Here is a 23652-nt window from a genome sequence, read left to right on the forward strand (position 1 = left end):
GCCCGATGACCTCGACCTACCTGCCCGGCACGCGGCCGGGGCCGGACGCCGCGCCGCGCCCGCTCCCGCCCGCGGGCCGGGCGCGCACCCGGCGCCGGCTGCTGCACTGGCTCACCGCGATGGGCTTCCAGCTGCCCGCCCTCGTCCTGTTCGGCGTGCTCGTCCTGCTGCCGATCCTGTTCGCGCTGTACGCCTCGTTCTTCCGCTGGGGCGGCTTCGGCATGCCCTCGGACTACACCGGCGCCGACAACTTCACCCGACTCCTCCAGGACGACGTCTTCCTCGGCGACCTGTGGCGCTGCCTGCTCCTGGTCGTGCTGTCGCTGGCGCTGCAACTGCCGTTCGCCCTCGCCATGGCGGTCCTGCTCAACCAGCGGATCCGCGGCCGGGCCGTCTACCGGATGCTGTTCTTCGCGCCGTACGTGCTCTCCGAGGCGATCACCGGCGTGCTGTTCGGCATGATCTTCGCCCCCGACGAGGGGCTCGCCGACCACCTGCTGAGCGACATCGGCCTCGGCGCGCTCGGCGGGAAGTGGTTCGCCGACCCCTCCACCGTCATGGCCACCCTCTTCCTGGTCATGACCTGGAAGTACTTCGGCTTCCACATGATGCTCTACCTGGCCGGACTCCAGTCCATCCCGGCCGAGCTGACGGAGGCCGCGACCGTCGACGGCGCCTCGCCCTGGCAGCGCTTCCGGCACGTCACCCTGCCGCTGCTCGCCCCCACCCTGCGGATCAGCGTCTTCCTGTCGGTGATCGGCTCCATCCAGCTCTTCGACCTGGTGTGGGTGGTCACCGCGGGCGGCCCCGACCACCACTCGGAGACCATGGCCGTGACCATGTTCCAGTACGGCTTCAAGCGCTACCAGGTCGGCTACGCCAGCGCGATCAGCGTCGCCATGTTCGGCGTCAGCCTCGTCTTCGCCCTCGCCTACCAGCGGTTCGTGCTCCGCCGCGACCTGGCGGGCGCCACCACGAACATGCGGGGGGACGGCGCATGAACGGCAGCCGCAAGACCGTACGGACACTTCCGCTGCACCTGGTCCTCGTCGTGGTCGGCGCGCTGATGGTCGTACCCCTGCTGTACGCCCTGCTCTCCGGGTTCAAGACGACCAGCGAGCTGTCCCGCAACCCGGTCGGGCTGCCCGAGTCCTGGATCACCTCCAACTACACCGGCATCCTCGGCTCCGGCGCGTTCTGGCGGCTGGTCGGCAACAGCACGCTGATCGCCGTCGCCACCACCGTCCTGGTGGTCGCGGTCTCGGCACTCGCCGCCTTCTCCTTCGCACGGTTCGCGTTCCGCGGGCGGGAAGTGCTGTTCACCGTGTTCACGATGGGCCTGATGTTCCCCTTCGCGGTGGCCGCCCTGCCGCTCTTCCTGCTGCTGCGCTCGATGGACCTGCTGGACAACCCGCTGGGCGTGATCCTGCCGCAGGCCGCGTTCGGACTGCCGATGACCATCATCATCCTGCGTGGCTTCTTCCGGGAGATCCCCGGTGAGCTGGAGGAGGCCGCGACCCTCGACGGCTGCGGGCCGTTCGCCTTCTTCTGGCGGATCCTGCTGCCCATGGCCCGGCCGGCGCTCGGCACGGTCTCCGTGCTCGCGGTCGTCACCAGCTGGAACAACTTCTTCCTGCCGCTGCTGGTCTTCACCGACCCGAAGTGGTGGACGATCCCGGTCGGCGTGCAGCAGTTCCAGGGCCAGTACGCCACCGACACCGCCCGGGTCTTCGCCTATCTGGTCCTCGCCATGGTTCCCGCCCTGGCCTTCTACTCGGTCGCCGAGCGCCAGCTCGTCGGCGGCCTCACCGCAGGCGCCACCAAGGGCTGAACACCCCCTTCACGCCCCTTCACGGACAGGAGTCGCACGATGTCCCGCACGCGTCTCAGACTCGCCGGTGCCCTCGCGGCCGTACTCGTGGCGGCGGGAGTGGCCACCGGCCCGGCCGCCCAGGCCCACGACCGGCCGCCCACCCTCGCCGAACTGGCCCAGCGCCATGGCCGCTACTTCGGCAGTGCCACCGACAACCCCGAACTCACCGACACCGCCTACACGAAGCTGCTCGGCACCGAGTTCGACATGATCACGCCCGGCAACGGCATGAAGTGGTACGCCACCGAGCCCCAGCAGGGCGTCTTCGACTGGACCAACGGCGACCAGATCGTGAACCTGGCCCGCAGGAACCACCAGCAGATCCGCGCCCACACCCTGGTCTGGCACAGCCAGCTGCCCGACTGGCTCACCTCCCGTGACTGGACGGCCACCGAACTGCGGGCGGTCCTGAAGAAGCACATCCAGACCGAGGTACGGCACTACCGGGGCAAGGTCTACTCCTGGGACGTCGTCAACGAGGCGTTCAACGAGGACGGCAGCTACCGCGAGACCCTCTGGTACAAGACGCTCGGCCCCGGTTACATCGCGGACGCGCTGCGCTGGGCCCACCAGGCAGACCCGCACGCCAGGCTCTACCTCAACGACTACAACATCGAGGGCCTCGGCGCGAAGAGCGACGCCTACTACGCGCTCGCCCAGCAGCTCAGGGCCGCGGGGGTCCCGCTGGACGGCATCGGCTTCCAGGCCCACCTGGCCCTCCAGTACGGCTATCCGTCGACCCTGGAGGACAACCTCCGCCGGTTCTCCCGGCTCGGCCTGGACACCGCGCTCACCGAGGTGGACGTGCGCATGCAGCTGCCGGCCACCGACGAGAAGCTGGCCGAGCAGGCCGCCTGGTACGCCGATCTGACCAAGGCCTGCCTGGCGGTCCGGCACTGCGTGGGCATCACGGTCTGGGACTGGACGGACAAGTACTCGTGGATCCCGGCGTTCTTCCCCGGCGAGGGCGCGGCCCTGCCCTGGGACGAGACGTTCGCTCCCAAACCGGCCTACTTCGCGCTGCGCACAGCGCTCGGCTACACGGGGTAACCGGCCCCGGACACACGTCGGGGCCGGTGCGCACCTTGGGTGTGCGTCCGGCCCCTGCTGGTCACCGGGCGGAGCGGCGGGGCCGCCCGGGAGTGGTGCGCTGGTCCGTCAGGCGGCGGTCACCACACGGCCGGCACCGAGCGGGCGGTGCGGCGCGATGATCTGGCCGTCGGGCAGGAGCTCACCGGTGTCCTCGAAGAGCAGAACGCCGTTGCACAGCAGGCTCCACCCCTGCTCCGGGTGGTGCGCCATGAGGCGGGCGGACTCCCGGTCGGCGGATTCGGCTGTCGGACACGGCGGCTGGTGCTGGCACATGGATAGGGTCTCTCGCTCGGTCGTGGTCATCTAGGTCCCCCGTGCTGATGAGTCGGTCAGAATCCAGTGTTGCCTTCCGGACGTTGCTCCGCAGGGATTTGGCTGCACCGCTTCTCACAGGTTGGAGACGCGTCACCCGCGCGGACGGTTCAACTCGGCCCGGTTGTCCTTTCGGATGATTTCACATGGCCGGATGGGGCTAGTCAGTCTCTTTGGAGCGGTGAATTGCTCGTACGAGCGGAATGGAAAGGAAAGCAGTGCGTGCCCCGCCGCTCGACCGGGAGCGGCGGGGCACGACGGGGGCTGCGGCGCAGATGTCAGGCGGGTGTGATGAGCAGGGGCGCCGGGGTGATCCGGTGGGTCAGCACCGGGAGGAGCTCGGCGACCAGGTGCGGCCGGTGGGCCGCGATGCCGGGCGGGGCGGGCGCCAGCGGCACCAGCAGGTCGGTGGCGGCCGGGTGTCCCTCGGCGCCGTCCGCCGTGCAGTCGCCGTGCAGCCAGAGGGTGAGCATGTACAGGCCGGGCAGGGACAACAGGCGCGGCTGGTACGTCTGTTGCAGGGCCTCTGCCTGGTGTACGGCCCGCTCGGTGGAGGTGATGTAGGGGCCCTCGAAGAAGTGCGAGAAGGCCCAGCCGTCCGGGGTGAGCATCGTGTCGGCCCCGGCCACCGCCCGGTCGCCGCAGCGGATCAGGAAGCGCCAGCCGGCCAGCCGGGTGGCGGACACGCCCTCCGGGGTGATCCGGTCCATGACGTGTACGGGAAGCGGGAGTTCGGGGGTCGCGGGTCCCTGGGCGGTGCGCAGGGACGGGGTCCGGGCCTCGCGGACCGCGGTGGGAGAGCCAAGGGCGGTCAGGACGGAACGCAGTGCGGGCGCGGGGGCAGCAGGGACTTGCAGCGGCATGGTGGGTCGCCTCTCATTCGACAGGCGCGGCGGCGCGAGGGCGGGGGCGGACGGCGCTGTCAGCTCACAGGAGGTCAGAGAGGCGGGGGCCCGGTTCGGTGAAGAGAGATGCGGGCGTTGCCTGCCACACGTCACTCGGACGGCAGGAACCAGGACCGTGGGCGCCAGCCTTCTGCCTTGTTCGCGGAGTTTATACGACGCCTGTTCAGGTGGCGTTTCACCGGGCCGTTTCACAGAACATGGCTAGGCGCAATTCGGCCGTTGATTCGTGCGGAATCCTCCCGATTTCCCGCCCGTCGGAACCCTACTGACCTCGTATGACGGGGCTGTCGCGGTCGGCCGGATGCAGTCGGCGTTTTTCACGAGGGGAACGGGGAACCTGAAGTTGCATACTGTGCCATGCCTCGTGAATGTGCCGCGGGACACATTCCAACAGAGTAGCGGGTACGGGTGGCGCGCGCGACGTTATCGATCGCCTCCGCTGGGCATCATCCCACCTGGACTCGGGACACCGGCGGCCGGAGGTCCGGCCCGCCCATTCGAGGAGGGACGCTTCGATGGGGGAGAAGGTCGTGGCGGGCCGGTTCGACCTGTCCGATCGCCGGCGCTACCGCGAAAAGCTCCGTGACTGTCTGACGGGGCTGGAGCGGCTGCTGGTGGAGAAGCGGTTCGACCGCCCCAAGAACCTCATGGGCGTCGAGATCGAATTGAATCTGGCCGGCGCCGACGGCATGCCGAGAATGTTGAACGGACAGGTTCTGGAACGTATCGCGAGCCGCGATTTCCAAACAGAACTCGCCATGTTCAATCTGGAAGTGAACATAGCTCCACACCGGCTCGACGGCCGGGTTTTCGACCGGCTCGCGGAGGAACTCCGGACCTCGCTGGCGTACGCGGACCGCAAGGCGGGCGAGGTGGCGGCCGGCATCGTGATGACCGGCATCCTGCCCACCCTGGAGCGGGACGACCTGGTCTCCGCGAACCTCTCCGAGGTGGACCGGTACACCCTGCTCAACGACCAGATCGTGGCCGCCCGGGGCGAGGACTTCCTGCTCGACATCGAGGGCGTCGAGCACCTCGTGTGCACGTCGAAGTCGATCGTCCCGGAGGCCGCCTGCACCTCCGTGCAGCTGCACCTCCAGGTCACCCCGGCCCGCTTCGCCGACGTGTGGAACGCGGCGCAGGCGGCGGTCGCCGCGCAGATCGCCGTGGGCGCGAACTCCCCGTTCCTCTTCGGCCGCGAACTGTGGCGGGAGTCCCGCCCCCCGCTGTTCCTCCAGGCCACCGACACCCGGCCGCCGGAGCTCCAGGCGCAGGGCGTCCGGCCGCGCACCTGGTTCGGCGAACGCTGGATCAGCTCGGCGTACGAGCTGTTCGAGGAGAACCTGCGCTTCTTCCCGGCCCTCCTCCCGATCTGCGACGAGGAGGACCCGCTGGCCGTCCTCGACGCGGGCGGGGTGCCCAGGCTCGCGGAACTCGTCCTGCACAACGGCACGGTGTATCGCTGGAACCGGCCGGTCTACGGCATCGCCGACGGCGTTCCCCATCTGCGGGTGGAGAACCGGGTGCTGCCGGCCGGGCCCACCGTCACCGACGTGGTCGCCAACGCGGCGTTCTACTACGGGCTGGTCCGTGCCCTCGCGGAGGAGTCCCGCCCGGTGTGGACACGGCTGCCGTTCGCCACGGCCGAGGCCAACTTCGACGCGGCGTGCCGGCACGGGATCGACGCGCGGCTGGTCTGGCCGCGGCGGGCCCGGTACGGCGGCGGTACGGCGGAGGTGGACGCGGTCACCCTGGTCCGCGACGAGCTGCTGCCGCTGGCGGAGGCCGGGCTGGACGCCTGGGGGGTGGAGCCCGCCGACCGGGACTTCTACCTCGGCGTGATCGAGGAGCGGTGCCGCAGAAGGGTCAACGGGGCCTCCTGGCAGGCGGCGACGTTCCACCGGGCGCTGGAACAGGGGCTGCCGAGGGACGCGGCGCTGGCGGCGATGACACGGCGCTACGCGCAGCTGATGAACGAGGGGGATCCGGTGCACACCTGGCCGGTGGGGTTGCTGGAGCCGGTCCCTGCGGGGTGAGTGAGGGCCGACCGGGTTGCTGGTGAGGGCCGGCGGGGTGCCGTGGGGTCGGCGGCGTGCGGGGTGCGGGGTGCGGCGTGTGGCGTGCCGGGTGAGGTGGGGTGCCGGGTGCGGCGCGGTGGGGGCTGGTCGCGCAGTTCCCCGCGCCCCTTTCGGGGCGTTGTCGCCAGGGCTTGTCGGTGTGCTCAGCCTGTGTGCCGCTTGCGGGGGGCGCTGCTGCCGGCCCCTTGTCCGCCGCAACGGTGCTCAGCCACCGCGGCCATGTCCGGCGGAGTCACTCCGTGCCCGTCGTTCCTGTCGCTCCCGCTGCCACGATCGCCTGGAGGATGACCGTGTGGATCTGCGACGGGTCGTCGACCTGGTGGCCCGAGCCGCCGGTGGCCTCGGCCATCTGCTGTGCCTCCTGTTTCGAGGCGTCGGGGCCGATGGCGATGACGATCAGGGGAACCGGCTTCTGCGGGTCGCTCAGCCGGCGCAGGTTGCTGAGCAGCCGGGTGCGGGAGATGCTGCCCGGGTCCTGGTTCTCGCCGTCCGTGAGGACGACGAGGGCGTTGAACCTGCCCTTGGCGTAGGTGGCCGTCGCCTCCCGGTACGCGGCCAGCGTCGTGTCGTACAGGCCCGTCGCGCCGTTCGGGACCGGCTTGAGGTCGCTGAACGCCGAGGACAGGAGGTCGCGTTGGGTGCCGGTGCCCTTGCGGTCGCCGAGGCGTTCCGTCGGGACGAGGACGCGGTAGTCCTTGGCGCCGTCCAGCTTGGTGGAGAACTCCCAGAGGCCGATCTCGTCCTCGGGGGTGAAGGTCGCGAGGGCCTGGAGGAGGGAGGCCTTGGTGACGTCCATACGGGAGCGGCCCCCGGAGACCGGTTCGGACATGGACGCGGAGGCGTCGACGACCGTGGTGATCCGGGCGCTCTGCACGGTGATCGTCCAGGTGCCGAGGGCGTCCCGCACGGCCGACTCCGAGGCCGCTGCCACGGCCGGCTCGGCGTAAGGCTGCGGGTCGCTGCCGCCCGCCCGGTCGACCAGGGCCGCCGGCACGCTCTCGTCGTCCGTGCGGAAGCCGTCCTTCGCCAGCAGCGTCCGCTGGGCCGGCTGCTGCACGTACGTCATGAACCGCAGCGCGGCCCGGCTCTCGTCGGTGCTCAGCTCCGTCTCGTCGAGCAGGGCGTAGGGGTAGTCGAGCGCCGGTGAGCCGTCCTTCGGATAGAAGAGGTCGAGGCGCCGGGCGGAACCGGCCGTGGCGTTGTGGGCGAAGGCCGCCTGTTCCGTGAGGATCAGCGCCTGGTTGCGCCGGGGGTTGCCCTGTTCCGTGCCGGAGGAGTCGCGCGGCAGGGTGTCGACGACCTGGGCGTCGGTGGCGGAGACCCGCTGCGAGAGTGTCTTCATCAGCGCGGCGGCCCTGGTGGCCCCGCCCTTCACCCTCGCCGCGGCCGTACCGAGCTGCGTGAGCGCGAGCAGCCCCGCCGCGCTGCGCGCCGGATCGGCCGCGCCCAGCTTCACCGAGTCGCTCCGCGTCGAGGCCCCGACCAGCTCCAGCCAGCTGTACGTCCGGTCGGGCCACCCCAGTGACTTCGCGGCGGCCGGCACCATCCCCACCGCGACCGGTGTCTCGGCCACATTGCCCAGCGAGGTCACCTGGGCCGCCGTACCGGCCGCCGCGACCCGGTCCAGCCACAGCGACGAGTCCGGCACCCACACCTGCGCATCCGGCTTCCGGCCCGCCTGGAGCGTGTCGCTGACCTTGTACGACTCCTCGGCGTCGACCGTGACCGCGATGCACCGTCCGTCGGAGGTGACGTCCTGTGCGCGGGCCCGTTTCGCCGCCGCCGTCAGCGTGGGCGCGAGGTCGGGGGAGACGGCGACCGTCACCCGTACCGGGTCGTCCTGGCAGGAGGCGCCGAACGGGAGCAGACCGCTCCGTACGGCGGCCGCCGTACCCCCGGCGACGACCAGGACGAGGGCGGTCGTGACGGCCGTCGTGCGGCGGCGGGTGCGTGGACGGGGGGCGGCCGCACCCGCCCTGGGTGGATCGGGCAAGCTGTGACGTCCCATGACGGTGGTGCCCCTCCCTGTCCCCCGACAGCCCGGCGCGCACGGTCTTCGTAACTGCTTTCGAGACAGTAGTGGCGCGAAGATGGCCATGGGGCGGGATTGCTCAACTGGAGGCAGGAGTGCAGGTGGAGGCGGACCAGGTGGCCGGTACTTACCCACTGGAGCGGCCGTCGCGGCGGATGTTCAGGGACGAGACACTGCTCGTTCTGGGGCTTTCGCTGGGTGCGAGCGGAGTGTCCGCCCTGATCAGCTTTGTCGGATCGGTCACCAAACCGGGTGGCCTCAAGGACCAGGCGGCGACCCTCAACGCGTCGGCCGCACCGGGCCGCCCCTGGCTGGATCTCGCCTGGCAGCTCTTCGGCATCGCGAGCGCGCTCGTCCCCGTCCTCCTGGTCGCCCACCTCCTCCTGCGCGAGGGCGCGAGCCTGCGCACCCTCGGCTTCGACCGCACCCGCCCCTGGCCCGACCTCGGGCGCGGCGCGGCCGTCGCCTCGGTGATCGGCAGCACCGGAATCGCCTTCTACCTGGCCGCGCGCGGCCTCGGCTTCAACCTCACGGTGGTCCCGGAGGCACTGCCCGAGGTGTGGTGGAAGTACCCCGTACTGATCCTCTCCGCGATGCAGAACGCGATCCTCGAAGAGGTCATCGTGGTCGGCTATCTGCTGCGCCGGCTCGACCAGTTGGGCTGGACGGCCGGCACCGCGCTGGTGGCGAGTTCCGTACTCCGCGGCTCGTACCACCTCTACCAGGGCATCGGCGGCTTCGTCGGCAACATGGTGATGGGCGTGGTCTTCGTCTACCTGTACCGGCGGTGGGGCCGGGTCGGTCCCCTGGTGGTGGCGCATTCCCTGCTCGACATCGGCGCGTTCGTCGGCTACGCGCTGCTGGCCGGGAAGGTGGGCTGGCTGCCTACGGCGTGAGCAGTTCGCCGTCGACGACGGTGACCGCGCGCCCGGTCAGCAGCACGCGGTCTCCGCGCAGCGCGGTCCGGACGAGCCCGGTACGACGGGAGGCCTGAAGCCCCGTCAGATCATCGCTCCCCAGCCGCCCGGACCAGTGCGGCGCGAGGGCGGTGTGCGCGCTGCCGGTCACCTGATCCTCGTCGATGCCGACGTTCGGGAAGAAACAGCGGGAGACGTAGTCGTACCCCTGGGCCGGATCCGCGGCGCGGGCGGTGGCGATGATCCCGCGCGCGGAGTAGGCGGCGAGGGCCCTGTGGTCGGGGCAGAGGCCGAGGACGGTCTCCTCGTCGGCGAGTTCGAGGAGCAGATCCCCGATGTCCGGCCCGGTGTCGAGGACGGCGACGGGTTCGGCCCCGAGCGCGCCGGCGACCCCTTCGGGCACGTCGACCCGGGTGAGCGGGGCGGTGGGGAAGTCGAGGGTGATCGACCCGTCGGCGCCGGCCGAGGCGATCAGCACCCCGCTCCGGGTGGCGAACCGTACCGGCCCCTGGTGCGCCCCCGTGGTGTGCAGCACATGAGCCGTGGCCAGGGTGGCATGCCCGCACAACGCGACCTCGGTGACCGGCGTGAACCACCGCAACGCCCAGTCGGCGTCCCCGCCGGCGGGCAGGGGGTGCGCGAACGCGGTCTCGGCGTGGTTCACCTCCATGGCGACGTTCTGCATCCACCCGTCCTCGGCAAAGCGGTCCAGTAGCACCACCCCGGCCGGATTCCCGGAGAACGCCCGCTCGGCAAAGGCATCGACGATTCGAATCCGCATGCCCCAGACGCTAGGTCCTGCCCCGTGCCCCCGACCAAGGCCAATCCCGGAGCCCTGGACCGATTTCCACCTGGCGCGTGCCGCCCTGCGGCACGCCTGCCCGCAGCTGAATTTTTCAGGGGCGCGGGGAACTGCGCGAGCAACCACGACGGTGTCGCACCGGCCGGGCTGCCGTCGGCTCCCGGGGCGCGAGGCCCCCGCGCCCCGGCAACGAAAAGGGGCCGACCCGCCATCGAGTCGGCCCCCTGAGCGGAACGCTCAGTCCGTGCCCAGTTCCATCGCCGCCCGGTCCAGCAGTTCGTCGGCGTCCGGCGCAGCCTCCCCACGGGACGCGATCGCCTCGGCGCCCCCCTCCGGCATGTTGCCGATCAGGCCCGTCGCCGCCGCCTGCGCCGCACCGATCGCCGGGTTGGCGGAGCCGATCAGGCCCAGCCCCGCGTACTGCTCCAGCTTCGCCCGCGAGTCGGCGATGTCGAGGTTGCGCATCGTGAGCTGGCCGATCCGGTCCACCGGGCCGAACGCCGCGTCCTCGGTGCGCTCCATCGACAGCTTGTCGGGGTGGTAGCTGAACGCCGGCCCCGTCGTGTCGAGGATCGAGTAGTCCTCGCCGCGCCGCAGCCGCAGCGTCACCTCACCGGTGACGGCCGCGCCGACCCACCGCTGCAGCGACTCGCGGATCATCAGCGCCTGCGGGTCCAGCCACCGGCCCTCGTACATGAGGCGCCCCAGCCGCCGCCCCTCGTTGTGGTACTGCGCGACCGTGTCCTCGTTGTGGATCGCGTTGACCAGCCGCTCGTAGGCCGCGTGCAGCAGCGCCATGCCCGGCGCCTCGTAGATGCCCCGGCTCTTCGCCTCGATGATCCGGTTCTCGATCTGGTCGGACATGCCGAGCCCGTGCCGGCCGCCGATCGCGTTGGCCTCCATGACCAGCTCGACGGCGGTCTCGAACTCCTTGCCGTTGACGGTGACGGGGCGGCCCTGGTCGAAGCCGATCGTCACGTCCTCGGGAAGGATCTCGACCTCGGGGTCCCAGAACCGCACGCCCATGATCGGCTCGACGGTCTCGATGCCGTTGTCCAGGTGCTCCAGGGTCTTCGCCTCGTGCGTGGCGCCCCAGATGTTGGCGTCGGTGGAGTACGCCTTCTCGGTGCTGTCCCGGTACGGCAGCCCGTGGGCCACCAGCCACTCGGACATCTCCTTGCGGCCGCCGAGCTCGGTCACGAAGTCCGCGTCCAGCCAGGGCTTGTAGATCCGCAGGTGCGGGTTGGCGAGCAGGCCGTAGCGGTAGAACCGCTCGATGTCGTTGCCCTTGAAGGTCGACCCGTCGCCCCAGATCTGGACGTCGTCCTCCAGCATCGCCCGCACCAGCAGGGTGCCGGTGACGGCACGGCCGAGCGGCGTGGTGTTGAAGTACGCCCTCCCGCCCGAGCGGATGTGGAACGCGCCGCAGGTGAGCGCGGCCAGGCCCTCCTCGACCAGCGCGGCCCGGCAGTCCACCAGGCGCGCGATCTCGGCACCGTAGGTGTGCGCGCGGCCGGGCACCGAGGCGATGTCGGGCTCGTCGTACTGGCCGATGTCGGCGGTGTAGGTGCACGGGACGGCGCCCTTGTCGCGCATCCACGCGACCGCGACCGAGGTGTCGAGCCCGCCGGAGAAGGCGATGCCGACGCGCTCGCCGGCGGGAAGGGAGGTGAGGACCTTGGACATAGGAAGATTATGCATGAGAACGCATGGTCATGCAACGCCCCTGTTGGGTGCCCGGGATCACGAGGAGACGGCGCCGCACAGGGCGTGGTCGATCAGGGTGCTCGCCGCGTTCTCCTGGCCCAGGATGTGCTCCGGGGTGTCGCCGCGTGCCTCGGACATGGAGACCACCGCGCTTCGCCGGCCGTCGTCGGTGACACCGTTGAGCGTGATGTAGCCGCCGTCCCCGCCCTCGTGGCTCCAGTAGGTTCCGCCGCAGCTCAGCGGGCGTTCGGCCAGGCCGAGCCCGTACCGGCCGCCGGGCCACAGCTGTTGGACCTCCGCGCTCACGGGGACGGTCCGCTTCATCTCGGCCAGCTGTCGCGCCGGTAGCAGGCGGCCCGTGAGCAGCGCGCGGAAGAGGTCGTTCTCGTCCCGCGTGGTCGTGACCCAGGAGAGGGTCTCGGAGTCGACCGGTATCTGGTCGGTGACGTCCACCAGGGAGTCCGGGCCGAAGAGCTGGTAGGCCCTGGCGTGCGGCCTGGGCAGGGCGGGCGAGGTGCCCGTCCACCGGGTCCGGTCGAGGCCGAGCGGGCGCAGGACACGGTCTTCGATCACCCGGTGGGCGGGTCGGCCGGTGACCCTCTGGACGATCATGGTGAGCAGGACGTAGCCGGTGTTGGAGTACTCCCAGCCCGCGCCGGGCGGGAAGTCCGGCGGGTGGGCCATGGCCCGCGCGACCAGCTGCCCGGGGGTGTGGACGTCGTGGCGCTGCTGGTGGTACTCCTCCGGCGTGGTGTATCCGGGCAGGTCGTCGTGGATGCCGCTGGTGTGCTGGAGGAGTTGGCGGACGGTGATCCGGCTGCCGTCGTTGCCGTTGCCCCGCACCACTCCCGGCAGCCGGCGCTCGACCGTGTCGTCCAGGGACAGCCGGCCCTCGGCCGCCAGCTGGAGTACGACGACGGCGATCAGCGTCTTGGACGTGCTGGCCATGCGGAAGTAGCCGTCGGAACGGACCGGCCGGCCGGTGGCCAGGTCGGCGGTGCCGCTGGTGGCGACGGACTGCCGGCCGTCGGGCCCGATCACGCGCGCCTGCACGCCGCTGACACCAAGGGCCCGGATCGCCTCGGTGTCCCGGCGTAACTGCTCCGCGGGGGAGGGGCCGGAGGGCCGGGCGACGGCGTCGGCCGCCCCGGCGGTGAGCAGGGTGGTGACCGCGAGGGCCGTGGCGAGGTGCTTCCGCAGGGTCGGAATCATGGCCGAAGGCTAGTTTTCGCCCTCCCCGGGCGCGATCCGGCGTACCCCAGGATCGGGAAGGGGGTATCCCTGACCCGTATCAGTGAAGATTCCGCGATTCTCAGCGAAGGCGAACGGACGGCTCCTCATCTCACCGAAGGTTGAGCGCCTGCTCGGCCTGGGGGCTGGGGGTGCGGTGAAAGCTCTGTCGTGTGCGTACGGCGACGAGGCGTTAGCAGCGTTTGAGCTGGACTTTCTCAGCGGCGGAGAGCATTGCAGGCTCCCTCTGGGAGCGAGTCGGCAGGTTTCCTTCGAGGCCGTCGAACCTGTCAGGCCGTTCCGTTGGGACAAGGAAACGCCGGGCTTCGCCGGCTGGTACTACTCGGTGACCGCGCGGGATCACGTGGGCCATGAGTCGTGGCTGGAGCGAGACCGGTTGATCCTGCTCGACCGCGATCCGCAGGTGATGGCGACATCGTCGCGGCCTTTCTGGCTGCACTGGGACGACGGCCGAAAACAGCGCCGCGAGTGGGCCGGCCGTCCTGATCCGGTGCTCATGGCCAACGTCCGCTGGCTGTCGCGGTATCGCCGGGGACGCTCCGGTCGGCCGGAGGCTGTCGCTGAGCGCCTCCTGGAAGTGTTCAGCGAGCCGAAGGGCTTGTGGGAGGGCACTGGACTGGTCGGCGACCGGATACAGGTTCTGCCGGTGCTGTTCCACCTGCTGTGGTCGGGGAAAATGAACGCGGATCTGTCGGGAGAACTGATGGAGACCGGGAGCCTGGTCTGGGCGAAGGGGCGTCAGCGGTGGGCCGGTTGACGCGTCCGTCGGCTCTGGTGGTCGGTGAGAGAGTCCGATTCGACGGGCAGGTCCGGGCAGTGCTTGAGGTGACCGCCCAGGCCGCGGTCCTGGAGGACGCCGGGGATCCGCACCGGGTGTGGCCTTGATCGAGCTGTTCGAGGCGGAGGATTTTGAGGTCTTGTTCCGCCCGGAGCGGATGCCGCTGCCGGCTTCGTCCGTCCTGGAGGCGCTCCCGGCGGCAGCGGTCAAACAGGCACTGTGGTGGGAGAGCCACATCCTGGAAGTAGTGCACGGACTGCCGCCGGACGCGGAGCCCGGCACGGAACCGCGCGAGGAGTACGGACCGGGCACGTCGCTGCTACCTCAAGGACGGGGTTGCGGGGCTGGCGGATGGCCGCGCGGCCCGCAAGCGGCCGGAGTTCGGGACGGTGGACCCCAAGGTGGTGGACGCGATGCGTCAGGCCATCAAGGAAGGCGTCGACGCCTCCACACGGACCGCGTCCTACCTGATCTGGAGGACGAAGGAGATCCTCAAGCAGACCGAGGAAGGGCAGGCGGCTACGTGGCCGTCCAGGGCCACGCTCCACCGGCTGCTGGCGAAGCTGACGAAGGGCACCCACGCGACCGGCTCGGCCGTCACGCGCCGCTCGAAGGCTCACGGGGCCGCTGCCCCGTTCGGAGAGCTGACGGTGTCGGCTCCGGGCGAGGTCATGCAGATCGACTCCACCCCGCTGGACGTCATGGTCCGCCTTGACGACGGAGTGGTCGGCAGGGTCGAGCTCACCGGCATGATCGATGTCGCGTCCAGGACGCTGTCGGCGGCGGTGCTGAGGCCGACGACGAAGTCGGTGGACGCGAGTGTGCTGCTGGCTCGCACCGTCACTCCCGAGCTGATGCGGCCGGGCTGGGTCGATGCGCTGAAGATGTCCCGGTCGGTTCTGCCGCACCGCAGGCTGCTGACGCCGGACGAGCGCCTGGAGCACGCGGCGGCCAAGCCGGTGATCGTCCCAGAGATGATCGTCTGCGACCACGGCAAGGCATTCATCTCCCACAACTTCCGTGCCTCTTGCCGGTTCCTGGAGATCGACTTCCAGCCCACCCACAAGGGCTCGCCCTTCCAGAAGGGACACATCGAAAAAATGCTGGGCTCGGTGGCCATGATGTTCACCCAGTTCCTGCCGGGCCACACCGGTCGCAACACCGACCGGCGCGGCCGGCACCCTGAGCAGGAGAACCTGTGGTCGCTGACCGAGTTGCAGGACCTGCTGGACGAGTGGATCGTCGCGCACTGGCAGAACCGCCCGCACGAGGGCCTGCGCGACCCCGACCACCCGGGGCGGCCGTTCACCCCGAACCAGAAGTACGCGGCCCTGGTCGAGGCATGCGGTTACGTCCCGGTCGCGCTCAGCGGGCAGGACTACGTCGAGCTCCTGCCCGCGGCCTGGCGGGCCGTCAACTCCTACGGCATCCGCATCAACAACCGCACCTACGACACCCCCGACCTCGGTCCGATGCGTCTGCGTGACTCCGGTGTCAGCGCGAAGCGGGGGCTCTGGGAGGTCCACCGCGACCCCTACGACGTCTCCTACGTCTGGGTACGCAACCACCGAGGCGAAGGCGAGTGGGTCCAAGCGACCTGGAAATACCTGAACCGGGCGCCGGTCCCCTTCGGAGACCTGGCCTGGGACCACGTCAGCCACCAACTGCCCGGACCGGCGTGATTCTGGTCGACGAGATCCACAACATTTCGCTGATGACGCGTCACGGAGCCGAAGCCTCGGACACGTTGAAGCACTTCTCCGAGCGCATCCCAGCGACCTTTGCCTACGCGGGCATCGACGTCGAGTCCGGCAGCCTGCTTTCCGGCACCCGAGGAGACCCGATCGCCGCCCGCTTCACCTCGATGGCCACCCACCCTTTTCCCTACAACACCGAGTGGAAGGCGCTGGTGGCTCAGACGGAGGCGAACCTCGTGCTGCACGAGCACGCACGCGGCACCCTGACCCGCCTGGACCGCTTCATCCACACCCGCACCGGCGACATGATCGGCACCCTCTCCCACCAGATCCGCGGAGCCGCCGTCGACGCCGTCCTCGGCCGCACCGAGAAGATCGACAAGGCGGGCCTGCCGGCCGTCGACCTGGACATCGCGTCCCGCCGCAAGCGCCCGGACGCAGGCCGGTGATCCCGCCGGCCGGGGAAATCCCCGTCGTCCGGCTGCCGTTCCAGGTCCGTCCGCAGAGCGGCGAAGGAGCCCGATTGTTCATCACCCGGCTCGCTCATGCGAACTGTCTTCCGCCCGCCTACCTGCGGAAATACCTCGCCGAGTCCAACTTCACTGTCACAAACCATGCAGTGACCCATCTTCGGTGACACCGATGGCCGTCGGTCCAACTTCGGTGGCAAACGGGCCACCTCCACTGTCACAGATCACTTGTCCCGTCTCTGTCGATCCGGTCCCTGTCTCAGCTGATCTGGTCCGATTCGCTTGGCGTCTCAGCTGATCGGGTCCGTCCGGTGTCCGGTGGGCGGCCAGAGGCGGACCAGCCAGTGCTCGACACCGTACAGATAGCTGCCTCTGGCGGCGCGGGCGTCCGCGCGGCCTCTGCACCACACGGCCATCTGGTACGGGCCTGGGGGGATGGTGAGCTTGAACGCCGCTTCCTGGCCGGACACGCCCGATATGACGGTGAGGCGGCCGGCCGGCACGACGAGGGTCTCGCGGGCGTTGACCTCCCAGGGGTCATCGCCCGGTCCGTACGGCGGTTCGGCCGGCCAGCACTCCAGGTCCACGTACGGCTCGTGGGTCTCCACCGCGCTGGCGAACGTGGCGAGTACGGAACCGGTGCCGAGGGTGACCAGGCTGCCGGGCACCGGCTGCCGGTCCGTCGGGTTCCCCTGCGAGGGGGCGGCTATGTCGACCAGGCTGAACGAGTAGTTCTCGGCGATGACCAACCCGGATGCCACGCCCAAGACGTCGTCAGTTCCCGGTTCCTCTGCTGAGGACATACGTCCGCCTCTCTCCGGCTCTCCGTGAAGGTCACGGCGAGCCGGAGAGAGGCGGAGGCACGTGTCCCACGAGACGACCGTCGCCGGGCGGGACACCAGGCGGACCAGATCATCCGGGACGACGTGCGACATCCGCACACCCCGGACCAGACCAGTTGGCATCCCGAGCCGCTGCCCGTCCCAGCTGATCTGGTCGCCGCAGGTCACGAGCACGGCTTGGGCCAGATCATGTGAGAAGGGACATCACTCCGGTCAGTCATTCGCTGAGACAGATGGGGAGGTGGTGAACCTTCATCGAGACGAACAGTGATCCATCAACCTTCGCTGAGATTTACTCAACCTTCACCGAGGCGGGTCGGTCATCAATCCCCAGCAAGGGCCTTGCCATGCGAACACTTACGATATATCGTTGAGGCATCGCGAACGATACGCGACTGATCAACGATGGAATGGAGTGATTGTCATGCGTTCCCACGGATTCGAGCGTGGACATGGTCAGGGCGGCTCCCACCCGCACGGGCGGGGCGGCTTCGGTGGACGTGACGGCGGGCGCGCGGCGTTCGGGCCCTTCGGTCCGGGTGGCCCCGGCTTCGGTCCCGGCGGGCCCGGTTTCGGACCGGGGCACTGGGGGCCGCGAGGGCGCGGTGGCCCCAGGGGAAGGGCGCGGCGCGGTGACGTACGGGCCTCGATCCTGGCCCTGCTGAAGGACCGTCCGATGCACGGTTACGAGATGATCCAGGAGATCGCCGAGCGCAGCGGCGGTGCGTGGAAGCCCAGCCCCGGCTCGGTCTACCCCACCCTCCAGCTGCTGGAGGACGAGGGCCTGATCGCCAGCGAGAGCGAGGGCGGCAAGAAGCTGTTCTCCCTCACCGACAGCGGTCGTACCGCCGCCGACGAGGGGCCGGACGCCCCCTGGGAGGAGGCTTCCCGCGGGGTCGACTTCGAGGCCCTGAACGAGATCCGCCAGGCCGGCTTCGGTCTGATGGAGGCCTTCGGGCAGGTCTGGAAGACCGGTAGCAAGGAGCAGCGCGAGAAGGCGCTGACCGTCATCAACGAGGCCCGCAAGAAGCTGTACCTCATCCTCGCCGACGAGGACTGAGCCTCGGTGTGCAGGGCGCCCTCCGGATCGCTCCGGGGGGCGCTTTCCCGTGTGGGAGGGCTCAGGCCACCAGGCCGCCCAGCTTGCGCAGCGACTCGTTCAGGGCCGCCGTCGCCGAGTCCTTGAGCTTGCCCGCCATCAGCGACACGGCCGCGCCGGTGAACTCGCCGTCGATCCGTACCCCCGTCGCGTCCCCGTCCGGGGTCAGCGTGTAGCGCGTCGCGACGGTCACCGCCATCGGGCCCTTGCCGCGGATCGCCAGGACCCGCGCCGGCTCCAGCTCCTCGATGGTCCACTCGACCTCGGCCGGGAAGCCCATCAGCTTCATGTTCTCCTGGAAGGTGCCGCCCACCGCCAGGCTCTCGGGGCCGCCCTTGGGAAAGTTGGTGTGGGTCGCGTTCCACTCGCCGTACGCCGACCAGTCGGTGAGCTGTGCCCACACCTTCTCGACCGGTGCCTGGATGCGTGCCTCCGCGCTGACTTCGGCCATCGGGCCACCCCTTCGTGTCGGGCTACGGTGTCGCGGAACGTAGCCGCAGGGCCTCGAACATTCAATACTGATGAACCGTCAGGAAATGTGCGGATCCAGGGCGTCGGCGGCCGCCCCCGGCCGCTCAGCCGACCCGCCGTATGAGCGCCGTGTCGAACAGGTCCCACGCGCGCGGGAACGCGCTCTCCTCGTGGCAGTGCCAGGCGTCCCAGAACAGGTCCGCGAGCAGGGCGTCCGCCGGGGCGTACACCCGGTACACGTACTGCCTGCCGTCGACCGCCGACAGGGCGACCAGCCAGCAACAGCACCCGCGCTCCATGTCAGTGTGGGACGTATGACGGGTGTGCGCCGGTTGCGCACGGGGCGCGCGGCAAGTCGGCGCGCGCCTGGTGGCCGGATTCGGTCTGATCTCATCCGTAAGGAGGAGATTCCGGCCATCCGCGTCCACTCTGCGTGGGACGCGAAAATGCTTCCCCTCGCCGATGACGCGGAGCCCCGGGATTGATGGGGTAGGGATGTGCAACCCCGTATTCCCCGCCAGCCCGCCCAGGACCAGGGCGGTATCCACGCGGACGACGATGCCGGGCTCGGTGCCGAGCTCGCGGCGGTGGTCGCCGGTGCCCGCCGCCGGGCCGTACGGGACGGGGACCGCCAGGTCGACACCGCCCATCTGCTGCACTCGCTGATCGAGTACGACCCCGAGGCGCGGGCGTCCGTCGGCGACGCCCCGCAACTCGCCCGCCTGCTGGGCTACCTCGTGCAGCGCAGCATCGGCTACGGCCTGCGCTGGCAGACCGGCGTCGAGGACTCCGGCGCGCTGCCGGCCCTTCCGCACGCGGGGAGACGGGTCGAGGGCAAGGGCGACGGCGCCTGGTCGCCGGTGGCCGCGGCCGCCCTGGAGTACGCCCGCAGCCGCGCCAGGCGCCGTGGCGAGACCCGGGCCGGCGGCATCGACCTGCTCGCGGGCCTGGTCCTCGACCCGGAGTCCCGGGCCGTTCAGGTGCTGGAGCGGGCCGGGGTGGCCGCTCGCGAGCTGGCCGTGCGGATAGACGGGGACGGGGCGGTCGGCGCGATCCGGGACACCGAGACCGAGAACCGCACGTCCGGCCGCTGAGACAGGTGCCACAAGGGGTGACGCTCATGTCATCCCCTGGCATCATGTCCCGGTGCACACCACGGACAGCAGCCATGGAAAGGGCGTCGGGCTCTCCCTCGCCATCGGGTCGGCGCTCGCCTTCGGCGGCTCCGGCGTCGCGGCCAAGCCCCTGATCGAGGCCGGCCTCGCGCCGCTGCACGTGGTGTGGCTGAGGGTGGCGGGCGCCGCCCTGGTGATGCTTCCGCTCGCCGTCCGCCACCGTGACCTGCCGCGCCGCCGCCCGGCGCTGCTCGCCGGGTTCGGCCTGCTCGCCGTGGCCGGCGTCCAGGCCTGCTACTTCGCGGCCATCTCCCGGATACCGGTGGGGGTGGCGCTGCTCGTGGAGTACCTGGCTCCCGCGCTGGTGCTCGGCTGGGTGCGGTTCGTGCAGCGACGGCCGGTCACCCGCGCCGCCGCGCTCGGTGTCGTCCTCGCGGCGGGCGGCCTCGCGTGTGTGGTGGAGGTGTGGTCGGGGCTGCGGTTCGACGTACTGGGTCTGGTGCTCGCGCTCGCGGCGGCGTGCTGCCAGGTGGGGTACTTCGTGCTCGCCGACCACGGCGGGGGCGAGGGGGCGGATCCGCTGGGCGTGATCGCGTACGGGCTGCTGGTCGGGGCGGGCCTGCTCACCGTGGTGGCCCGGCCGTGGGAGATGGACTGGTCGGTGCTGGCGGGCACGGCCCGGATGAACGGCTGGACGGTCCCGGCCGCCGGGCTGCTCGTCTGGATCGTGCTGGTCGCGACGGTCGTCGCCTACATCACGGGCGTGGTGTCGGTACGGCGGTTGTCTCCGCAGGTGGCAGGGGTCGTGGCCTGTCTGGAGGCGGTGGTGGCGACGGCGCTGGCCTGGGTGCTGCTCGGCGAGCGGCTGTCGGTGCCGCAACTGGTCGGGGGAGCCGTGGTGCTGCTGGGCGCGTTCGTCGCCCAGTCGTCGACCCCGGTGCCGGAGTCGGTGGTGAGCCGCGGCACGGTGAAGGAACCGGTCGCCTCGGCCTGACGCGGGCGCGCACGCGCCGGCCCGTACCCGGCCCCGCGCCCCGGACGGGGCGCGTCGGCTCTTGGCGGGACCCGCCTCAGGCGCCCTTCAGGTACGACGGCACCGCGATGTCCGCCGCCAGGTCCGCGTTCGCGACCGGGGTGTCGTACCCCTTGCGCAGCGGAAGCACGCCCGCCCAGTGCGGCAGGCCCAGGTCCTCCGGGTCGTCGTTCGCGCCGCCGGTGCGGGTCTTGGCGGAGACCTCGGTCAGGTCGAGGCGGATCACCGCGGTCGCGGCCAGTTCCTTCCTGTCGGCGGGGCGGGAGTCCGCGGCCCGGCCCGGCACCACGTGGTCGACCAGGGCGTCCAGCGCGCGGCACTTCTCCTCGGGGTCGGTGACCTGGCGGGCGATGCCGTGCACCACCACGGAGCGGTAGTTGACCGAGTGGTGGAACGCCGAGCGGGCCAGCACGAGGCCGTCGACATGGGTGACCGTCACGCACACCGCGAGTCCGGGGTCGGCCTGGCCGGTCATCCGCAGCGGCCGGGAGCCCGTCGAACCGTGCAGGTACAGGACCTCGCCGACCCGGCCGTACAGCGTCGGCAGCACGACCGGCGCACCGTCGCGCACGAAGCCGAGGTGGCAGAGGTAGCCCTCGTCCAGGATGGCGTGCACCAGCTCCCTGTCGTACGACGCCCGCTCGGCGGAGCGGGTGGGAACGGTGCGGCCGGTCTTCTCGTAGGCGGCGGACCCGGGGGACTGGCCCGGCACGGTGACCGGTACGGCTGTCTCCATTGCGTTCCTCCATTGCACTAGTGCATAATGCTGTTTGTGCTAGGAGAATATCCGATCGAAGGGCGCGGCGCAGCGGAGATTGCGGCCAGCGTCGAGCGCGCGGTGGGTTCGGGGAACCTGGAGCCGGGACAACTGCTGCCCCCGATGCGGGAGTTGGCGAGCAGACTCGGGGTGAATCCCAATACGGTCGCGGCCGCGTACCGCATCCTGCGCGAGCGCGGGGTCATCGAGACCGCCGGCCGGCGGGGCAGCCGCATCCGGCCGAAGCCGGCCACCACCGGGCGGGACCGGATCCCCGTCGACATCCCGGCCGGCGTGCGCGACCTGTCCTCCGGCAACCCCGACCCCGCACTGCTCCCCGCTCTCGCGCCGGCCCTGGCGGTGGTGGCGGCCGAGTACGACCGTGACCCGGTCCTCTACGGTGCCGACCCCGTCGAGCCGGAGCTGGAGCGGGCGGCGCGCGCCGAACTGGCCGCGGACGGCGTGCCCGACGGGCCGCTCACCGTCACCTCGGGCTCCCTGGACGCCGCCGAACGCGTCCTGCTGGCGCACCTCAGGCCCGGTGACGCCGTCGCGGTCGAGGACCCCGGCTGGGGCCGCACCCTGGACCTGATCCCCGCGCTGGGGCTGCGCACGGTCCCGGTGGCCGTCGACGACGAGGGGCCGCGTGCCGACGCCCTGCGCCGGGCGCTGGAGTCCGGGGCCCGCGCCGTGATCGTCACGGCGCGGGCGCACAACCCCACCGGCGCCGCGGTGGGCGCCGCACGCGCGCGTGCCCTGCGGGCCGTCCTGCGGGCGCATCCGCACACCCTGCTGATCGAGGACGACCACGGCCACGGCATCGTGGATCTCCCCCTGCACCCCCTCGCGGGCGCCACCCACCAGTGGGCCTTCGTCCGCTCGGTCGCCAAGGCCTACGGCCCCGACCTGCGCCTGGCCACCCTGACCGGCGACGAGGTCACGGTCGACCGGGTGCGCGGGCGCCAGCGCCTGGGCCCCGGCTGGGTGAGCCGGCTGCTGCAGCGCACGGTGGTCCGGATGTGGGCCGACGGGGCGGTGAACGGCCCCGAGGTGGCGGCGGCCTACCGGGCCCGCCGTGACCTGCTCGTCGACGCGCTGGCGGAGCACGGCGTCCAGGCCCACGGTCGCAGCGGCATGAACGTCTGGGTCCCGGTCCCGGACGAGACGGGCGCGGTGTCCCGGCTGCTGCACGCGGGCTGGGCGGTGGCCCCGGGCGCCCGCTACCGCCTGGCGACCCCGCCGGGCATCCGCATCACCGTCTCGACCCTGACGCCCGCCGAAGCCGGCCCGCTGGCAGCGGCGGTGGCGGCAGCGGTGACACCTGCGAAGGGCCGGATCCAGGCCTAGGCGCTCCGCTGGAAGCGCCGCGATGCGGGGTCTGCCGTCTGCCGTCTGCCGTCTGCGGCGCCGTCGTGGCTGGTCGCGCAGTTCCCAGCGCCCCTTCGGGGCGCTGCCGAACGCGGCCTGACCTGGGTGAGGGACGCCCCCGCGAGGATGATCACCGCTCCCACCGGGGTGCTCCAGCGCAGCGACTCGCCCAGCACCGCGACCCCGGCCGCGGCGGCGATGACCGGGATGAAGTACGTGACCATCTGGGCGGTGGTCGGGCCCACCTCCGCCACCAGCCCGTACTGGATCAGCACCGCCAGCCCCGTCCCCAAGGTGCCCAGGGCGGCGACCGCCAGCAGCGGGACCAGCGCGAAGTGCGTCGGGAAGGACGTGAACAGCGGTGTCACCACCGCCAGTTGCGCCGTCGCCAGCAACAGCTGGGCCCCGGTCATCGCCAGATGCGAGTCACCCGTCCCGGCCAACGTCCGCCGGACGTGGATCCACCCGATCGGATAGCTCAGCGACGCCAGCAGCGCCATCGCGGTCCCCGTGACGTCCAGGCCGTGGAACCCCTGCCAGGCGCCCAGCACCGTCAGCACGCCGATGAACCCGAGGCCCAGTCCGGCGAACCGCACCCGCGTCGGCCGGTCCTCCGACAGGGCCACCAGCGACAGCGCCATGCCCCACAGCGGCGAGGTCGCGTTGCAGATCCCGGCCAGCGTGGACGGAATCGTCAGCTCCGCGTAGGCGAAGAGGGAGAACGGCAGCGCGTTGAGCAGGAACGCGGCGACCGCCAGATGCCCCCAGGTGCGGGCCCCGCGCGGCAGTCGCTGCCGCTTCACGGCCAGCGCCGCCGCAAGGACCGCCGTACCGAAGACCAGGCGCCCCAGGGTGACCTGGAACGGCGCGTAGCCCTCCGTCCCCACCTTGATGAAGAGAAAGCTGAAACCCCAGATCAGCGAGAGGGCGCCGAAGCGCAGGCGCCAGCCGAGGCGGGGGCGGGAGGGGCCGGCGGCAGGCGCGGGCCCGCTGGTCGCGGCAGTGGTCGCGGTGCTCATGGCCTCCACCATGCGGGAGCCGTCCTCGTAGCAC

The 23652-nt window shown here is 71.0% G+C and carries 23 protein-coding genes; 12 read left to right on the plus strand and 11 right to left on the minus strand.

The window, feature by feature from the left end; translation table 11 throughout:
• Positions 1–5: 5 nt before the first annotated feature.
• The 3 genes from IEZ11_RS33635 to IEZ11_RS33645 are packed head-to-tail and all read left to right on the plus strand — an operon-like array spanning position 6 to position 2923.
• Entirely contained in the window at positions 6–1001 is a 996-nt protein-coding gene (locus IEZ11_RS33635) for a carbohydrate ABC transporter permease (protein WP_189266742.1), read from the plus strand.
• Entirely contained in the window at positions 998–1831 is an 834-nt protein-coding gene (locus IEZ11_RS33640) for a carbohydrate ABC transporter permease (protein ID WP_189266743.1), read from the plus strand. The genes IEZ11_RS33635 and IEZ11_RS33640 overlap by 4 nt, the downstream gene beginning before the upstream one ends.
• A 39-nt stretch (positions 1832–1870) precedes the next feature.
• Positions 1871–2923 (plus strand): endo-1,4-beta-xylanase, encoded by a 1053-nt coding sequence (locus IEZ11_RS33645; RefSeq protein WP_189266744.1) that lies wholly within the window; start codon positions 1871–1873, stop codon positions 2921–2923.
• 108 nt (positions 2924–3031) lie between these two features.
• On the opposite strand, the gene IEZ11_RS33650 is transcribed toward IEZ11_RS33645, so the two are convergent.
• Positions 3032–3238 (minus strand): DUF5999 family protein, encoded by a 207-nt coding sequence (locus IEZ11_RS33650; RefSeq protein ID WP_181807334.1) that lies wholly within the window; start codon positions 3236–3238, stop codon positions 3032–3034.
• Between the two features lie 317 nt (positions 3239–3555).
• The gene (locus IEZ11_RS33655; protein ID WP_189266745.1) at positions 3556–4140 is read right to left on the minus strand and encodes a hypothetical protein; all 585 of its coding nucleotides are present in this window, start codon (positions 4138–4140) and stop codon (positions 3556–3558) included.
• Positions 4141–4697: 557 nt separating this feature from the next.
• On the opposite strand from IEZ11_RS33655, the gene IEZ11_RS33660 reads away from it, so the two are divergent.
• Positions 4698–6218, plus strand: coding sequence for a glutamate-cysteine ligase family protein (locus IEZ11_RS33660; RefSeq protein WP_189266746.1), 1521 nt, complete (start codon positions 4698–4700; stop codon positions 6216–6218).
• Between the two features lie 274 nt (positions 6219–6492).
• On the opposite strand, the gene IEZ11_RS33665 is transcribed toward IEZ11_RS33660, so the two are convergent.
• Positions 6493–8268: a substrate-binding and VWA domain-containing protein gene (locus IEZ11_RS33665; protein ID WP_189266747.1), complete on the minus strand. Its 1776-nt coding sequence runs from the start codon at positions 8266–8268 to the stop codon at positions 6493–6495.
• Positions 8269–8387: 119 nt separating this feature from the next.
• On the opposite strand from IEZ11_RS33665, the gene IEZ11_RS33670 reads away from it, so the two are divergent.
• Positions 8388–9188 (plus strand): CPBP family intramembrane glutamic endopeptidase, encoded by an 801-nt coding sequence (locus tag IEZ11_RS33670; RefSeq protein WP_189266748.1) that lies wholly within the window; start codon positions 8388–8390, stop codon positions 9186–9188.
• Here the strand turns inward: IEZ11_RS33670 and IEZ11_RS33675 are convergent.
• The 3 genes from IEZ11_RS33675 to IEZ11_RS33685 form a co-directional block, all read right to left on the minus strand.
• Positions 9178–9990 (minus strand): PhzF family phenazine biosynthesis protein, encoded by an 813-nt coding sequence (locus IEZ11_RS33675; protein WP_189266749.1) that lies wholly within the window; start codon positions 9988–9990, stop codon positions 9178–9180. The two genes, IEZ11_RS33670 and IEZ11_RS33675, sit on opposite strands and share 11 nt — an antisense overlap.
• A gap of 258 nt (positions 9991–10248) precedes the next feature.
• Positions 10249–11697, minus strand: coding sequence for an argininosuccinate synthase (gene argG, locus IEZ11_RS33680; protein WP_189266750.1), 1449 nt, complete (start codon positions 11695–11697; stop codon positions 10249–10251).
• 57 nt (positions 11698–11754) lie between these two features.
• Positions 11755–12930 (minus strand): serine hydrolase domain-containing protein, encoded by a 1176-nt coding sequence (locus tag IEZ11_RS33685; RefSeq protein ID WP_189266751.1) that lies wholly within the window; start codon positions 12928–12930, stop codon positions 11755–11757.
• A gap of 82 nt (positions 12931–13012) precedes the next feature.
• On the opposite strand from IEZ11_RS33685, the gene IEZ11_RS33690 reads away from it, so the two are divergent.
• The 3 genes from IEZ11_RS33690 to IEZ11_RS33700 all read left to right on the plus strand — a co-directional run bounded on the left by IEZ11_RS33690 (position 13013) and on the right by IEZ11_RS33700 (position 15893).
• Positions 13013–13726, plus strand: a complete 714-nt coding sequence (locus IEZ11_RS33690) for a hypothetical protein (protein WP_308426545.1) — start codon at positions 13013–13015, stop codon at positions 13724–13726.
• 410 nt (positions 13727–14136) lie between these two features.
• On the plus strand, positions 14137–15429 hold the full coding sequence (locus IEZ11_RS52565; RefSeq protein WP_373295009.1) for a TnsB C-terminal domain-containing protein: 1293 nt from the start codon (positions 14137–14139) through the stop codon (positions 15427–15429).
• Between the two features lie 32 nt (positions 15430–15461).
• A complete protein-coding gene (locus IEZ11_RS33700) occupies positions 15462–15893 on the plus strand; it encodes a hypothetical protein (protein WP_373295010.1) in 432 nt (143 codons plus the stop codon).
• A 311-nt stretch (positions 15894–16204) separates the two neighbouring features.
• On the opposite strand, the gene IEZ11_RS33705 is transcribed toward IEZ11_RS33700, so the two are convergent.
• Positions 16205–16675 (minus strand): hypothetical protein, encoded by a 471-nt coding sequence (locus IEZ11_RS33705; RefSeq protein ID WP_189266752.1) that lies wholly within the window; start codon positions 16673–16675, stop codon positions 16205–16207.
• 505 nt (positions 16676–17180) lie between these two features.
• Here IEZ11_RS33705 and IEZ11_RS33710 point away from each other — a divergent pair.
• Entirely contained in the window at positions 17181–17816 is a 636-nt protein-coding gene (locus IEZ11_RS33710) for a PadR family transcriptional regulator (RefSeq protein ID WP_189266753.1), read from the plus strand.
• Positions 17817–17877: 61 nt separating this feature from the next.
• On the opposite strand, the gene IEZ11_RS33715 is transcribed toward IEZ11_RS33710, so the two are convergent.
• On the minus strand, positions 17878–18306 hold the full coding sequence (locus tag IEZ11_RS33715; RefSeq protein WP_189266754.1) for a type II toxin-antitoxin system Rv0910 family toxin: 429 nt from the start codon (positions 18304–18306) through the stop codon (positions 17878–17880).
• A 124-nt stretch (positions 18307–18430) separates the two neighbouring features.
• Positions 18431–18625: a hypothetical protein gene (locus tag IEZ11_RS33720; protein ID WP_189266755.1), complete on the minus strand. Its 195-nt coding sequence runs from the start codon at positions 18623–18625 to the stop codon at positions 18431–18433.
• Between the two features lie 198 nt (positions 18626–18823).
• Between IEZ11_RS33720 and IEZ11_RS33725 the strand changes: the two genes are divergently transcribed.
• Positions 18824–19420: a Clp protease N-terminal domain-containing protein gene (locus tag IEZ11_RS33725; RefSeq protein WP_189266756.1), complete on the plus strand. Its 597-nt coding sequence runs from the start codon at positions 18824–18826 to the stop codon at positions 19418–19420.
• Positions 19421–19472: 52 nt separating this feature from the next.
• Positions 19473–20435, plus strand: coding sequence for an EamA family transporter (locus tag IEZ11_RS33730; RefSeq protein ID WP_189266757.1), 963 nt, complete (start codon positions 19473–19475; stop codon positions 20433–20435).
• A gap of 76 nt (positions 20436–20511) precedes the next feature.
• On the opposite strand, the gene IEZ11_RS33735 is transcribed toward IEZ11_RS33730, so the two are convergent.
• Positions 20512–21210, minus strand: a complete 699-nt coding sequence (locus IEZ11_RS33735) for a pyridoxamine 5'-phosphate oxidase family protein (protein ID WP_189266758.1) — start codon at positions 21208–21210, stop codon at positions 20512–20514.
• 36 nt (positions 21211–21246) lie between these two features.
• Here IEZ11_RS33735 and IEZ11_RS33740 point away from each other — a divergent pair, with 36 nt between their 5' ends.
• A complete protein-coding gene (locus IEZ11_RS33740; protein WP_189266759.1) occupies positions 21247–22578 on the plus strand; it encodes an aminotransferase class I/II-fold pyridoxal phosphate-dependent enzyme in 1332 nt (443 codons plus the stop codon).
• On the opposite strand, the gene IEZ11_RS33745 is transcribed toward IEZ11_RS33740, so the two are convergent.
• Positions 22575–23618, minus strand: coding sequence for a DMT family transporter (locus tag IEZ11_RS33745; RefSeq protein WP_189266760.1), 1044 nt, complete (start codon positions 23616–23618; stop codon positions 22575–22577). The two genes, IEZ11_RS33740 and IEZ11_RS33745, sit on opposite strands and share 4 nt — an antisense overlap.
• Between the last annotated feature and the right edge of the window lie 34 nt (positions 23619–23652).

It is taken from the genome of Streptomyces fuscichromogenes (assembly GCF_014645815.1).
Taxonomy (GTDB): Bacteria; Actinomycetota; Actinomycetes; order Streptomycetales; family Streptomycetaceae; genus Streptomyces; species Streptomyces fuscichromogenes.

Coding starts and splice junctions, on each gene's coding strand:
- IEZ11_RS33635 (WP_189266742.1), top strand. CDS start 6: ATGACCTCGACCTACCTGCCCGGCACGCGGCCGGGGCCGGACGCCGCG.
- IEZ11_RS33640 (WP_189266743.1), top strand. CDS start 998: ATGAACGGCAGCCGCAAGACCGTACGGACACTTCCGCTGCACCTGGTC.
- IEZ11_RS33645 (WP_189266744.1), top strand. CDS start 1,871: ATGTCCCGCACGCGTCTCAGACTCGCCGGTGCCCTCGCGGCCGTACTC.
- IEZ11_RS33650 (WP_181807334.1), bottom strand. CDS start 3,238: ATGTGCCAGCACCAGCCGCCGTGTCCGACAGCCGAATCCGCCGACCGG.
- IEZ11_RS33655 (WP_189266745.1), bottom strand. CDS start 4,140: ATGCCGCTGCAAGTCCCTGCTGCCCCCGCGCCCGCACTGCGTTCCGTC.
- IEZ11_RS33660 (WP_189266746.1), top strand. CDS start 4,698: ATGGGGGAGAAGGTCGTGGCGGGCCGGTTCGACCTGTCCGATCGCCGG.
- IEZ11_RS33665 (WP_189266747.1), bottom strand. CDS start 8,268: ATGGGACGTCACAGCTTGCCCGATCCACCCAGGGCGGGTGCGGCCGCC.
- IEZ11_RS33675 (WP_189266749.1), bottom strand. CDS start 9,990: ATGCGGATTCGAATCGTCGATGCCTTTGCCGAGCGGGCGTTCTCCGGG.
- argG (WP_189266750.1), bottom strand. CDS start 11,697: ATGTCCAAGGTCCTCACCTCCCTTCCCGCCGGCGAGCGCGTCGGCATC.
- IEZ11_RS33685 (WP_189266751.1), bottom strand. CDS start 12,930: ATGATTCCGACCCTGCGGAAGCACCTCGCCACGGCCCTCGCGGTCACC.
- IEZ11_RS33700 (WP_373295010.1), top strand. CDS start 15,462: ATGACGCGTCACGGAGCCGAAGCCTCGGACACGTTGAAGCACTTCTCC.
- IEZ11_RS33710 (WP_189266753.1), top strand. CDS start 17,181: ATGCGTTCCCACGGATTCGAGCGTGGACATGGTCAGGGCGGCTCCCAC.
- IEZ11_RS33715 (WP_189266754.1), bottom strand. CDS start 18,306: ATGGCCGAAGTCAGCGCGGAGGCACGCATCCAGGCACCGGTCGAGAAG.
- IEZ11_RS33720 (WP_189266755.1), bottom strand. CDS start 18,625: ATGGAGCGCGGGTGCTGTTGCTGGCTGGTCGCCCTGTCGGCGGTCGAC.
- IEZ11_RS33735 (WP_189266758.1), bottom strand. CDS start 21,210: ATGGAGACAGCCGTACCGGTCACCGTGCCGGGCCAGTCCCCCGGGTCC.
- IEZ11_RS33745 (WP_189266760.1), bottom strand. CDS start 23,618: ATGAGCACCGCGACCACTGCCGCGACCAGCGGGCCCGCGCCTGCCGCC.